Below are 12,025 nucleotides of genomic sequence, written 5' to 3' on the forward strand. Positions count from 1 at the left end.
AACTTCACTTCAACAAAATATCATGCGGCACTCCAAATTAAGGTTAAACCCAACACTAACAAAAAACGGTTCAGAACAAAGAAAAGATAAAGGAGGTAGGGTTTAGATTTTGGTTGCTAGGGCTTTGGCGTCGGCTTTGATTTTTTGCAGGTCTTCTGCGGTGGGTTTGCCTCGGATGTCGCCCATGCGTCCTTTGGTGCTGTGTTCTTCGGAGCCGACGAATTCGCTTAGGATGTACCATTCGTCAAGAACGGTGAAGCCTAGGTGCTCGAAGAATTGCCCGACGTATTTGCCAACAGGGGTTGCTTCGTTTAGACCTGTGTGGGGTCCTGAGTAGCTGACGAATATGAGGACGTTTTTGCCTTTGACTGCTGGGGCGCTGGGTTTGATGGCTCCGTCTTTGCGGTACTGGGTCATTTTGCGTTTTAGGAGGTCATCGAGGGGCTTGCTGGGGCTCCATTGTAGGGAGGGGGTTCCGATGCAGATGAGGTCGTAGTCGAAGTAGTTTACGTCGGTTTGGGCATCGACTTTTTTGCAGGTGACTTGCATTCCTGCTTCTTCTATGCCTTCTTTGAGGGCTTGAGCAATTTTTTGGGTGTTTCCCGTGTGGGAGCTATATAATACAAGTGCAGACTTCATTTCTTTTCATCTCATGTTTTGTACACGTAAAGGGCTAGAGGACAGCGAGTCGACGCGCCTAAATGGGGGTTACTGGGTTTTTGCGTCGTAGGATACTTGCACGGATAGGGGTTGTTTGAATATGAGCAAGACGGGACAGCTTGCTTCGGTTCGTCGCCAAGCAGCATCCACCAACTCTTTGCGCGCATTTGCATCAATGCTAACTTTCATGGATACGCCGCTAATCAAGGGGGAATCGGGGGATTTTTCTGCTTCCACGGTGACTTCGACTTTGTTGAGTTCAATGTTGCTTTTTTTGCAGACATCGGCAAATATGGTGACACCGCAGTCAGCTAGTCCCATGAGGGCAAGTTCCAGAGCGGTTGGGCCACTGTCGGCTCCGCCTTTTGCAGTTGAAAGGTCACATACGACGCTGTGGGTTCGTTGGTTGTCCGCTACGGAACGAACATTATCTAGCCAAGTTGCTTTAGCTTTGATTTTGGGCATAAAATCACCACTTATACTATCCCGTTGAAGGAATATAAAGAGTGGTGAGTGCCTTTGGGGTTAGTGATGGTGGTTGTGGTGGGGGCAACTGCCTTGGAGTTCTTGCAGGGTACCTGTTTTTTGTGCGTCAAGGATGTCTTTGACGGTGGTTCCAACTGCTTGAAGTACGGTTACACCAAAGTTTCGCAGGCTTTGCAGGCAGCCAGGTCCCATGCCAAAGACCACAAAGGTGTCGGGTTCTAGCATTAGCAGGTGTTCGTGGGGAAGTCCAGTGCCGCCGACGTGTTCGCTGCGGTTGGGCTCGGTTTTTAGGCTGACAACGGTGTTGTTCTCATCTAGGTCAACCACTACAAAATAGGGTGCCTTCCCAAAGTGCTGGGCTAACTGGGCGTCTTCACCAGCGTCATTCACAACAGGGATTACCATTCGCTTAGTCATAATAATTGCCTCTTAATGTTATCCTATTTTTTGTTTCCTGACAGTTTAATACATAAACATTATTAATACTTTACGTTTAGAAAATAAGCATCTGAAGATAAGAAAAACCCAAAACTAACCATCCACACACTCACCCAAACCGCCGCCAGCAACAACTAAACCGCGCCCTTCAGACAAAGCCAACGCAACCTTACGCCTAGCACTTTGCGTCAGGCGCCAAATGGTTCCGCGTGAAACCCCCATCTGGCTGCCAGCTTCTTCTTGGGAGAGCCCAATTAAATCGACTAGGCGCAGGGCTTCTATTTCTGCGGGTTCGATGAGTATGGGTTCGGCGTCTGTTGGGGGGGTGGGGGTGAAGTGGGTTAGGGTGGGTGGTTTTTCTAGGGTGATTGGTTTTGGGAGGCGTCCTCTTCTGCCTCGTCGGTGTCGGCATCTCCAGCCCATGGTTATCAGTTATTGATTGGGCAGCGTAACTCTTATATATTTTTGTGCGTTATCTCATAATTGCTTATGTGCATAAGCACAAAAATAAATGTTTAGAGGTGAAAAACACATGCCTTGGGGAAGAAGAGGCCAGGGAAACTGGCCAGGCGCAGGACCATACAGCAATTTGCCTCCATGGCAGCGTCCAGGCTGGCAGTACGGCAGAGGCGCTTGCCGGTACCTTTATGGGTCACCCGCATTCAACGCTCCCGCAGCAATCAAGCCCGAAGATGAAGCGGCGATGCTTAATCAGCAAAAGAGCCTCATTGAAGAGCAGCTTAAAGCCATGCAAGAAGCCCTCGCCAAGATTCAGTCTCGGCTAGATGAACTTAGCAAATAGAGCCGCTGTGCTCTTTTCCTTTTTTCTTCACGCTTTTTTTGAGTGTAAACGCCAGATTTGGGGTTGTTTTGAAAATATAACTGTGTGGAAAACCTTTTTATGGTATAGACGGTATATGTTTTGTGTAATTTTTACCAGGTGAATTGAAATGGCAGAAGTTGAAAAAGAAGTAACTGGGTTTCCAGTTTTAGGTCAAGAAGCTCCAGAGTTTGAAGCCTTGACAACCCAAGGAACACTAAGGCTCTCAGACTTCAAAGGCACATGGCTCGTGCTGTTCTCGCACCCCGCAGACTTCACACCCGTATGCACAACCGAATTCATTGGTTTCTCCCAAATCTACGACGAACTAAAAAAACGAAACGTAGAACTCTTGGGATTAAGCGTTGACAGCGTCTCCTCACACATCGCATGGATACGAAACTGCGAAGAAAAAATGGGCGTCAAAATCCCCTTCCCCATCATCGCAGACCTCAACAAAGAAGTCTCCATGAAATACGGCATGATCCACCCAGAACAAAGCAAAACCGAAACCGTCCGCTGCGTATTCATCATTGACCCTGAAAGCAAAATACGCACCATGCTCTACTACCCCCTAACCACAGGCAGAAACATGAAAGAGGTTCTTAGAATCATCGATGCATTGCAGACAACCGACAAATACAAGGTAGCCACTCCAGCGAACTGGATGCCAGGCGACCCCGTTGTTGTTCCCCCACCCATGACTGTAGAAGATGCAGACGCAAGGCTCAAAGAGGGCTACGACTGCAAAGACTGGTACCTGTGCAAAAAGAAACTCCCCGAGAGCTAAACACCATGCCATGCGTATCAGCAGACGGAAAACCAACCACCACAGGCATGCAAACCCTCAAAGCCCTCAAAGACGCCGCGTTGACCCCCGAAGAAGTCGCAACCAAAACAAACCAGCCACTGTTTAGAGTACGAAGCGGACTACGCCAACTACAAAACGCCGAATTCACAAAACAAACCAGCGACGGCAAATACGCCCTCACAGAAAAAGGCACCCAAACAATCCAATAAACCCCAACCACTTCTTTTCTTTTTTGAAGAAAAAAGATTTTTGCTAAATAAAAAGAGCCAAAAAGGAAAAAGACAAATTTTTGAAGCTGCAACCGAATGCGGTTTTTAGCTGGTTAGTTCTTCGACTTCTTTTTTGCCTTCTTCGAGTTCTTTGCCGTGTTCGGCGTCGAATTTGAGCAGCAGTGTTTGGAATTCACCTACGTGCGCCTTCTCTTCTTTGGCTATATCCAGCAGGATGGTCTTGATGTTGGGGTCTTGAGCTAGGGCAGCCATCTGTTCATACAAGTTTATAGCGTCAAACTCTGCGATTATGCCTGCACGCAAAATTTCTTTGTCTAGGTTTTCTTTGCTGATTTTTTCAAGGTCTATGGGAATTTTTGACAACAACACTATTCGCCTCGCTTACAAGAAGGGTAACTTTGATTTAAAAAACTTGTTTGCCAAAAACCACAAACCAAACGTTAAACCAAACAGAACATCTCCTAACGGCTACGGACTACTTAAGGGGGCAACAGGTTTAAGTCAGCAAATGTGTGAGTAGAGGGTGGCGTTGGCTAATGGCTAAGTACAGGGTGGTTGTGGACACAAACAGATGCACCGACTGTGGCATATCGGTTGGGCGGTGCCCGTTGCATGCACAGTTGCTGGCAAAAGTGTTAGAGCCAAACGCAAAACAGCCATCAGCAAAAGAATGCATGCTAATGGGCGTTTTCTCTGAGAACCTCAAATACGTCAAGGAACTCACAGGCAGATGTCCAGAAAAAGCGTTGCTTGTAGAAGAAACAAAAGAGTAAATCAGGTGGAGGGGCCGTGGGTTGCCCATTTGGGGACGCGGGGGTTCTCGACGTGGTCGGCGCGTGGGAAATATGGTTTTATGTCGATGATGGGGGAGCTTTCGTTGGCGTCTAAGCCTTTAACGTGGAGTGTGCAGCCGTCGATTTTTAGGATTTGAACTATGCAAAGTCCAATGGGGTTGGGTCGTGTGGGGCTGCGGCAGGAAAAAACTCCCAGCTGCGGGGCGCCTTTATGCCTGCGTGGAGTTACCTGTAAAACGCTGCGCTCCTTGGGGTTGTCGCGCATGTGAATCCAGTACAAAACTATGGCGTGGGAGAACGTTTCGAGCCCTTCAAGTCCAGGGCAAAACTCTGGAAACAGCCTAACCACCGCACCTTCAGAACCTGACTTCTCAACTTTTCCAAGAAAATTTACCTGCCCAAACAGTTTCCAACTTTTCATCAACCTCAACACGAAAAATGTAATGCGTACTTGTGGTTACTTTCAGGGTTGAAGGTATTTGGAGTTTTTCCCAGCGGCTACAGAAAAGCCATGAGCAACTAAGCCATTTTGAACGGAGGCGTTGCAGCTACGGAGTCAATGAGTTGCTGGGCGACATCTTCTTGCTGTTTTGTTCCCAAAATCAGGAGCCAGCATGCACCCTCTGCCCCGCAGACACCTCCCGCAGCAATCAACTCCGCCGTCGCGCCACAAAGCAGTTTGATTGCGTCTAACTCGGTGAAGACTTCACCGTGAAGAGGCAACAACCGATAACCCTGAGCATCAGGACGCGCAAGCCTCTCCGCCAAAGCATTCAAGTCACCGCCTACACGCTTTTCCAGCCCCACCGCAACAATTAGCTTTACTCTACGCCCAAACACCGCTGGAATCGCAACCGCAGCCGTCCCCGCTTTAGGGTGCCCAACCAAAACCGCCGCCTGCCTACCCTGCAAATCCAGCGCGTTTGCACCTTTCACGATGCAGTCGCCCGGCTTTAACGAATCCGCAACATCCGCCAACGTTTTGCCTTTTTGCCAAACCCCATTAGAGATAACTACGTCGCCTGGGAATTGGCTTTCATCGTGCAGTCTGCCTTCATTGGTGGTTAGGGCTTGGCTGGGAGGCAAAGTAACGCCGCGGAAAAAACGTTTAGTGGAAAATTCTTCTCCCAGATGCTGCAGGATTTCTTTGGCTAGGTAGCCATTGGTGGTTCCTGCGACGATGACAAGGGTGCCTGTTTTGAGGGCGCATTGAACAGAGGGGTGTTGGGTTAGGGCTTTGGAGATTAAGAGTTTGCCAGCTGCGGGCGTAAGCAGAACTTGTTTCACGAAATCGCACCTAACTGTTAAGGGGTGGCTTTGGGTTTTTTTGGGTTTTGGTACCCGTCGCCACATGGGAACATAGAGGGGTTATTTGGTGGGTAGGAGGTTTTGTAGTTTGTTCCAGATGCTTGTGATTTGCTGTGCCGCATCAGAGTTTGGGGCGTATTCGATAATGGTTTTTCCGTTGACCATGGCTTGGGTGACTTTTGGGTCAAAGGGGATTTTGCCAAGGACTTCGATGCTGTTTTGTTTGCACACATCTAGGATGCGTTGGGTGTTTTGCGGGTTCACGTCGTTCATGTTTACGCACACAAACGGTGTCACGTTAAAATGTTTAAGCAGTTTAAGGACACGCTGCAAATCGTGAATGCCTGAAAGCGTTGGCTCTGTAACCACCAAAGACGCATCCACACCCGAAATCGAAGCAATAACGGGGCAGCCAATGCCTGGGGAACCGTCGATAATTATGAGGTCACAGTTGTGTTTGGTTGATAGGGCTTTGGCGTTTTTTCTAACTAGCGTAACGAGCTTGCCAGAGTTCGCCTCGCCAGGATTGAGCAGGGCATGTGACATGAAGCCGTAGGGGGTTTGGGAGAGATACGCGTTTCCTGATTCGCGTCCACCAAGGGTAGCAGCGTCTACGGGGCACACAAAAGCACAGACTCCGCAGCCCTCACACGCGATAGCGTCAACCACGAAGTCGGGGGTTATGGCGTCGAAGGTGCATTTTTCTTTGCAGATGCCGCATTTGGTGCATTTTGCGGGGTCTATGGTTGCGACTTTGGAGCCTGCGAAGGGTTGGGTTTCGAGGATTTGGGGGTGCAGGAGCATGTGTAGGTCGGGGGCGTCTACGTCGCAGTCGGCTACTACGGCGTTTTTTGCCAGAACGGCTAAGGAGGCTGTGAGGCTGGTTTTTCCTGTTCCGCCCTTGCCGCTTAGAATTGTTAGCTGTTTCATTTCTCTGTTATCTCCCTGATTTGCGTGAAGAGGTCTTGGAAGTTTTGTTTCCACTGGGGCATCTGTGAGCTAAAGGGTATGCCTTTTGAGTAGAGCTCGGCAATTTCGCGTTTATAGGGAATCTCCATGAGCACGGGGATGCGCTCTTTTTTGCAGTACTCGTATACTTTACGGTCGCCTATACCTGCACGGTTAACTACGACACCAAAGGGCACGGTCATCTTCTGCAAAACAGTCACAGCAATGGTTAAATCGTGCAGCCCAAAGGGTGTGGGTTCAGTTACCAGCACGCAAAAGTCGCTTTCCCGCGCAGTTTCCACAAACGGACACGACGTCCCCGGAGGCGAATCAATGATTACGGCGCAACTTTGGCTCATCTGGGCTTTGACAGCTTTTATCACGGGAACAGCCATGGGCTTGCCAACTTCAAGCTCACCGTAAACTAGTTCCAAACCGTCTTCTGCTGAAGCGAATTTTAAGGTGCCAATGCGGTGACTGTCGTAGGTTATGGCGTTTGTGGGGCAAACTAGGGCGCAGCCGCCGCAGCTGTGGCAGAGTTCGGGAAAAACCATGACGGTTTCGGGGGCGACAAAGAGGGCGTTGAATTGGCAGAATTTGGAGCACGCGGCGCAGTGGGTGCATAAATCTTCGTTTATGTGGGGGATTTGGGTGTAGACGGGTTGGGTTTTGTCTACTGCTGGGTTTAGGAACAGGTGAGCGTTGGGTTCTTCCACGTCGCAGTCCAAAAGCTGAACGTTCCCTACAGAAAGAGCCAAATTAACAGCAACCGAAGTTTTGCCCGTGCCGCCCTTACCGCTTGCAACCGTAACAATCAAGACACATACCTCAAAACAAAAACAAGCAAGAAACTATGTTTATCCGTGGTGTGCGTGGGGACAGCCGTCTATGAGTTCTTCAAGGGTCTGGGTTTTGTAGGCGTCTAGGACTTGTTTGAGGGTGTCGGCGTTTGCTTTGAGAACTGTTATGCCTGCGTCGTGGAAAGTTTGCAGTCCGGGGCGTCCCATGCCGTAGACTATGATGGCTTCGGGCTGGAGTTTTTCGATGTTCTCGTGAGCCTGCGCAACGCCGCCCGCGTGAGCACCAGTGTTTTCCACCGTCTGCACATCGGTGATTTCAAAATCGTCGGTTAGGTCGACTACGGCGAAGTAGGGGGCGCGGCCAAAGTGTTCTGCTAAGCGAGCTGTCAAACCTGTCTGGTCTGCTACAGGAACCACAACTCTATGGGGCACTTCTTGCTCCTCCACGCTTAGGGTTGTTTGCCCATGCCAAAGTGTCCGCCGACTGTGGGGGCACTGGTTTTGTTGAGTTCGCCGTTTTGGTATTTCTCTAGGGTTTGTTTGACGGTTCCTGAGGCGCCTGTGATGATTTCGATTTTTGCTGCTGAGAGGGCTTCAAACGCGTTGGGTCCAACGTTGCCTGTTAAGAGGACTTTGGCGCCTTTGTTGGCTATGGTTTGGGATGCGTTGATGCCTGCGCCGCTAGACGCGTCTTGAGACGTGTTCGCGACGGCTTCAAACTCTAAGGTTTCAGAATCCACAATCAAGAAGTAGGCGCATCTGCCAAATCGGGGGTCGACTTGGGCGTCTAAACTATCCGAGGTTGAGGTTACACATATTTTCATTTTTTGTTTTCCTCACTTACTTTTTTTCGACGAAGTTTTTGATTTCGTCTACTATGGCTTTGAAGGCTTGGGTGGCGGGGGAAGAGGGGTTCTCAGCCAAGAAAGAAACTCCCTCATCCGAATCGTTGCATATTCGCGGATCAAGTGGTATGCTTCCCAAGAAAGGCACGGAGAGGTCTTGGGCGATTTTTTTCCCGCCGCCTGATTTGAAGATGTTAACGGTGGAGCCGCAGTCGGGGCAGACAAAGCCGCTCATGTTTTCGATGATGCCGATGATGGGGACGCCGAGTTGTTTGGCAAATGAGATGGATTTTTTGACGACGGCTTGGGAGACTTCTGAGGGCATGGTTACGATGACAACGCCGTCCATGTCGGGGATGAGCTGCATAACGCTTAGGGGCTCGTCGCCTGTTCCCGGGGGCAAATCAATGAACAGGTAATCAAGCTCGCCCCATGTGATATCAGATAGGAACTGCTGAATCGCGCGCATTTTTAGGGGTCCACGCCAAACTACGGGGGCTTCGTCGTTGGGGAGCAAGAAGTCCATGGATACCGCTTTGACTCCTTGTTTGCCTGTAACGGGGAAAAGTGCGCCTGTGGGTCCTGCTTGTAGGGTTTTGCCTTTGAGCCCAAGCATTTTGGGTATGCAGGGTCCGTGGATGTCTGCGTCTACAACGCCGACTTTGTCTTGGTGTCCTTGCATTGCAAATGCCATGGCGAGGTTTGCGGTTACAGTGCTTTTTCCTACGCCGCCTTTGCCGCTTATGATTGCGATTTTGTGTTTGATTTTTCCTAGTTGGGTTTTGAGTTGCTGGTTTTGTTCACATTGTTGTTTTTGTTGGGGAGTGCAGCCGTCTTTGGATGAGCAGGAGCTGTAGTTCCCGTCGCATGTTTGGTTTGTCATTTTTTCACCGTTTAACGCAACACCAGTTTAATACCTAAATCTTATTAATAGTTTTTGTTTAGAAAATAACCAAAATAGCGTTGAAAGGTTTGCCTCAGTAGCAATAACGCAAAACATTCCTAGGGTCAGACGCCAAACGAACCCGCCCCGAAACAACCAGCCCCGCCCAACCCATTTTAGATTTTCCACCCAAACCCCCCGCATCCACCGTGGGCAAGGGAAAATCGTAAACAAACGCCTTGTTCTGGGGCGTTTCAATCTCAAGCATCTGCATCAACGTCAAACCCTCAAAAACACACCGCAGCGGACGAATCGAATTATTGTGGCAGCAAATAGCCACGTTCCCAGGCTTGGATGAAAGCCACGCTTTAAGCGCCTCAAAAAAGCAAAGCACCCGCTTCTCCACCATGCGCAAACTCTCCCCGCCCTCTGGAACCACATCGTACCCACGGTGAACCCGCGCATACCATTTTGGGTCTTGCTCTTCTAAACGCTTCTTACTTTGTCCCTGCAACAAACCATAACAACGCTCAATGAGGCGGTCGTCAACAAACACCTGCGTCTGGGGGTGGTTTTGCAGAGCAATTTGCAGGGTTTGTTTAGCACGAACCAGATGAGAAGTAAAAGCGTAATCGATTTTGAAGGAGTTGAGTTGTGTAGCGAGTTCGTGTGCTTGAAAGATGCCGTTTGGGGTGAGTTTTGAGTCGCGCCAGCCCGAGAAAAGGTCGCGGCAGTTATCAAAGGTCTGGGCATGCCTAAAAACAATCAACCTGCAACTCTGCGAAGTAGACCCAACCAAACCAGCACATCCCCGCACCACCTAAAGCACCAAAAAATATTAACATACCCACCAGATGCGGCAAACAAAAAGAAGAGAGCAGAAAAAACTGCTTAGGGGAGGGCTTTTTTGAGGATTGGGGCTTTGTTGGTTTGTTCCCATGTGAAGTCAGGGTCATCTCTGCCAAAGTGTCCGCAGGTGGCGGTTTTTTGGTATATGGGTCGGCGCAGGTCAAGTTGGGTTATGATGGCTTTGGGGCGCATGTCAAAGTTTTCCAAGACGAGCTGCAGGATTTTTTCGTCGGAGATTTTTCCTGTGCCAAACGTGTTAACCATCACTGAGACGGGTTTGGCAACTCCGATGGCGTAGCTAATTTGCACTTCACATTTATCAGCTAACTGGGCGGCGACGATGTTTTTGGCTATGTAGCGTGCCATGTAGCATCCGCTACGGTCTACTTTGGAGGGGTCTTTGCCGCTAAAGCATCCGCCTCCGTGCCTGCCAACACCACCATACGTGTCGACGATGATTTTTCTGCCTGTCAACCCTGAATCCGCCAACGTGCCCCCAACCACGAAGCGTCCTGTGCCGTTGATTACGAATTTGGTTTTGGAGTCCAGCAAATCAGAGGGGACGACTTGTTTGATTACGTGCTCGATGATGTCGTCTCGGACTTTTTGAGTGCCCACATCTTCGGTGTGTTGGGCGGCTATGACTACGGCGGCTACGCGTTGGGGTTTTCCGTTAGCGTATTCTATGGTGACTTGGGATTTTCCGTCAGGACACAAATAGGGTAGCACGCCTGTTTTTCGGCACTCCGCCAAGCGTTTAACAAGTTTGTGTGACAGCACGATAGGCAGGGGCATGAGCTCAGCTGTTTCGTTGGTTGCGTACCCAAAAACCATGCCTTGGTCGCCCGCACCTTGTTCGTGGTCTTCTGCTTCGTCTACGCCCATGGCGATGTCAGGAGACTGTGCAGTTACCGAAACCAAAATGCCGCAAGTTGCACAATCCAAGCCATCACGCGCGTTATCAAACCCGATTTCTTTGAGGGTTTTTCTCACAACTGGGGGAATGTCCATGCGAAATGACGTGGTGATTTGCCCGGTTATGATGATGTTTCCCTGCATGACTAGGGTTTCGCAGGCAACGCGGGCTTTGGGGTCTTTTTCTAAGACGTAGTCTAGGATGGCATCAGAGATTTGGTCGGCGACTTTGTCGGGGTGTCCTTCTGCGACGGATTCAGAGGAGAAAACAAAGGTTTTAGTTGCTAACTGCGTCATGCCTTAAGCCCCGTGCGTAGGCAGAATTTTGAAAGTTTGTGGTTTGAGGTGTTTTAGGGAAAGAAAGGGTGTCGTTTTGAGGTGAATTGTTTGGGAAAAGGTTTTGCCGGTTTTGTTCATGGTTCGTCACGTTCAGTTAGCCTTTAGTAGGCACTGAAAAGTTTAATAGATAAACCATATTAAAATTTTACGTTTACAAAATAAACCACATACGCCAAGAAAGCACGCAGCCACCAACCTATCAGCAGCTAAATATCAATTCTATGCAGAAACGATATGGGGAGGGGGTATCCAACAGGAAAAGCATCCAACCAAGTTAAGGCGGGGGTTGGATGGTTTGTAGGACGTTGTCTGCAGAGTTTACCCATCGCAGGTAAGAGTTTAAGGCGGCGCGCAGAGCTGTGGTGTCTGTAGCTTGCACATTCAAGATTAGGGTATCGCCTTCGCGGGTCAAGTTTACGGTGGAGCGGTTTGTGAGCTGGTGGTCAAGTTCGGGTTTTAGGGCAACGATCAGTGCGTTGAGGCGTTTTTGGGAAGAAAAATGCAGCCGAACAGTCGCGTGAGACATAACAAGCAGCACATCCAACAGCAAAAAGCTACTGCAGCCTAAAATAGGTTACACAAACAAGAAACAGAAGAATAAACAAAGGAAAAAGGGTTTAGTTTTGGGTTGCGCCCAGGACTGTGCCTTTTGAGGCTGACCGTCTTGCGACTACTCCCAGTTTTGTGGATGGCATGTATGCGCCGCCTGCGAATGTGTGACTGCATTTGCTGCATTTCCATACGCCAACGCTTTGACGTTTCACGCGGACAAAGCCACATTGGGGGCATTTGTGGGCACGCTTAAGCCCAGCGATAACTTTGATGTATCGCTTGCGAACGGTGGAACCGTATCTGGTTCCTAAACCTCGAGTGGGACCAACCTTTTTTGTGCGTGGCAT

At 49.6% G+C, this 12,025-nt stretch carries 20 protein-coding genes; 4 read left to right on the forward strand and 16 right to left on the reverse strand.

Annotated elements, in window-relative coordinates; translation table 11 throughout:
* Positions 1-102 precede the first annotated feature (102 nt).
* From NWF04_07030 to NWF04_07045, 4 genes are all read right to left on the reverse strand, one after another.
* The gene (locus NWF04_07030; protein ID MCW4006329.1) at positions 103-639 is read right to left on the reverse strand and encodes a flavodoxin domain-containing protein; all 537 of its coding nucleotides are present in this window, start codon (positions 637-639) and stop codon (positions 103-105) included.
* Positions 640-708: 69 nt separating this feature from the next.
* Positions 709-1,125 (reverse strand): OsmC family protein, encoded by a 417-nt coding sequence (locus tag NWF04_07035; GenBank protein MCW4006330.1) that lies wholly within the window; start codon positions 1,123-1,125, stop codon positions 709-711.
* A gap of 60 nt (positions 1,126-1,185) precedes the next feature.
* Positions 1,186-1,563, reverse strand: a complete 378-nt coding sequence (locus NWF04_07040; GenBank protein ID MCW4006331.1) for a hypothetical protein — start codon at positions 1,561-1,563, stop codon at positions 1,186-1,188.
* A gap of 114 nt (positions 1,564-1,677) precedes the next feature.
* Complete coding sequence (locus tag NWF04_07045; GenBank protein ID MCW4006332.1) at positions 1,678-2,007, reverse strand: DUF134 domain-containing protein; 330 nt, start codon at positions 2,005-2,007, stop codon at positions 1,678-1,680.
* Positions 2,008-2,116: 109 nt separating this feature from the next.
* Between NWF04_07045 and NWF04_07050 the strand changes: the two genes are divergently transcribed.
* The 3 genes from NWF04_07050 to NWF04_07060 all read left to right on the forward strand — a co-directional run bounded on the left by NWF04_07050 (position 2,117) and on the right by NWF04_07060 (position 3,424).
* Positions 2,117-2,386 carry a DUF5320 domain-containing protein gene (locus NWF04_07050; protein ID MCW4006333.1) on the forward strand — a complete coding sequence of 90 codons (270 nt, stop codon included), beginning with the start codon at positions 2,117-2,119 and terminating at the stop codon, positions 2,384-2,386.
* Positions 2,387-2,534: 148 nt separating this feature from the next.
* Positions 2,535-3,194, forward strand: coding sequence for a peroxiredoxin (locus NWF04_07055; protein ID MCW4006334.1), 660 nt, complete (start codon positions 2,535-2,537; stop codon positions 3,192-3,194).
* A 5-nt stretch (positions 3,195-3,199) separates the two neighbouring features.
* Positions 3,200-3,424 carry a DUF4423 domain-containing protein gene (locus NWF04_07060; protein ID MCW4006335.1) on the forward strand — a complete coding sequence of 75 codons (225 nt, stop codon included), beginning with the start codon at positions 3,200-3,202 and terminating at the stop codon, positions 3,422-3,424.
* A gap of 105 nt (positions 3,425-3,529) precedes the next feature.
* Here the strand turns inward: NWF04_07060 and NWF04_07065 are convergent, their stop codons facing one another.
* Positions 3,530-3,811, reverse strand: coding sequence for a rubrerythrin (locus NWF04_07065; protein ID MCW4006336.1), 282 nt, complete (start codon positions 3,809-3,811; stop codon positions 3,530-3,532).
* Positions 3,812-3,981: 170 nt separating this feature from the next.
* Here NWF04_07065 and NWF04_07070 point away from each other — a divergent pair, with 170 nt between their 5' ends.
* The gene (locus NWF04_07070) at positions 3,982-4,218 is read left to right on the forward strand and encodes a hypothetical protein (GenBank protein MCW4006337.1); all 237 of its coding nucleotides are present in this window, start codon (positions 3,982-3,984) and stop codon (positions 4,216-4,218) included.
* 1 nt (position 4,219) lies between these two features.
* Here the strand turns inward: NWF04_07070 and tsaA are convergent, their stop codons facing one another.
* The 11 genes from tsaA to NWF04_07125 form a co-directional block, all read right to left on the reverse strand.
* Positions 4,220-4,660, reverse strand: coding sequence for a tRNA (N6-threonylcarbamoyladenosine(37)-N6)-methyltransferase TrmO (tsaA, locus tag NWF04_07075; protein MCW4006338.1), 441 nt, complete (start codon positions 4,658-4,660; stop codon positions 4,220-4,222).
* A gap of 98 nt (positions 4,661-4,758) precedes the next feature.
* On the reverse strand, positions 4,759-5,526 hold the full coding sequence (locus NWF04_07080; GenBank protein MCW4006339.1) for a hypothetical protein: 768 nt from the start codon (positions 5,524-5,526) through the stop codon (positions 4,759-4,761).
* 81 nt (positions 5,527-5,607) lie between these two features.
* Positions 5,608-6,477, reverse strand: a complete 870-nt coding sequence (locus NWF04_07085; GenBank protein MCW4006340.1) for an ATP-binding protein — start codon at positions 6,475-6,477, stop codon at positions 5,608-5,610.
* Entirely contained in the window at positions 6,474-7,313 is an 840-nt protein-coding gene (locus NWF04_07090) for an ATP-binding protein (protein ID MCW4006341.1), read from the reverse strand. Before NWF04_07090 ends, NWF04_07085 begins: the two co-directional genes overlap by 4 nt.
* 39 nt (positions 7,314-7,352) lie before the next feature.
* Entirely contained in the window at positions 7,353-7,727 is a 375-nt protein-coding gene (locus NWF04_07095) for a NifB/NifX family molybdenum-iron cluster-binding protein (GenBank protein MCW4006342.1), read from the reverse strand.
* 17 nt (positions 7,728-7,744) lie between these two features.
* A complete protein-coding gene (locus NWF04_07100; GenBank protein MCW4006343.1) occupies positions 7,745-8,119 on the reverse strand; it encodes a NifB/NifX family molybdenum-iron cluster-binding protein in 375 nt (124 codons plus the stop codon).
* Positions 8,120-8,135: 16 nt separating this feature from the next.
* Positions 8,136-9,023 carry an Mrp/NBP35 family ATP-binding protein gene (locus tag NWF04_07105; GenBank protein MCW4006344.1) on the reverse strand — a complete coding sequence of 296 codons (888 nt, stop codon included), beginning with the start codon at positions 9,021-9,023 and terminating at the stop codon, positions 8,136-8,138.
* Positions 9,024-9,117: 94 nt separating this feature from the next.
* On the reverse strand, positions 9,118-9,822 hold the full coding sequence (locus tag NWF04_07110; protein MCW4006345.1) for a histidine phosphatase family protein: 705 nt from the start codon (positions 9,820-9,822) through the stop codon (positions 9,118-9,120).
* Between the two features lie 92 nt (positions 9,823-9,914).
* The gene (metK, locus tag NWF04_07115) at positions 9,915-11,084 is read right to left on the reverse strand and encodes a methionine adenosyltransferase (GenBank protein ID MCW4006346.1); all 1,170 of its coding nucleotides are present in this window, start codon (positions 11,082-11,084) and stop codon (positions 9,915-9,917) included.
* 316 nt (positions 11,085-11,400) lie between these two features.
* Entirely contained in the window at positions 11,401-11,652 is a 252-nt protein-coding gene (locus NWF04_07120; protein MCW4006347.1) for a KEOPS complex subunit Pcc1, read from the reverse strand.
* A gap of 91 nt (positions 11,653-11,743) precedes the next feature.
* Positions 11,744-12,025, reverse strand: coding sequence for a 50S ribosomal protein L37ae (locus NWF04_07125; GenBank protein MCW4006348.1), 282 nt, complete (start codon positions 12,023-12,025; stop codon positions 11,744-11,746).

The sequence above is a fragment of the Candidatus Bathyarchaeota archaeon genome (genome assembly GCA_026014465.1).
Lineage (GTDB): Archaea > Thermoproteota > Bathyarchaeia > Bathyarchaeales > Bathycorpusculaceae > JADGNF01.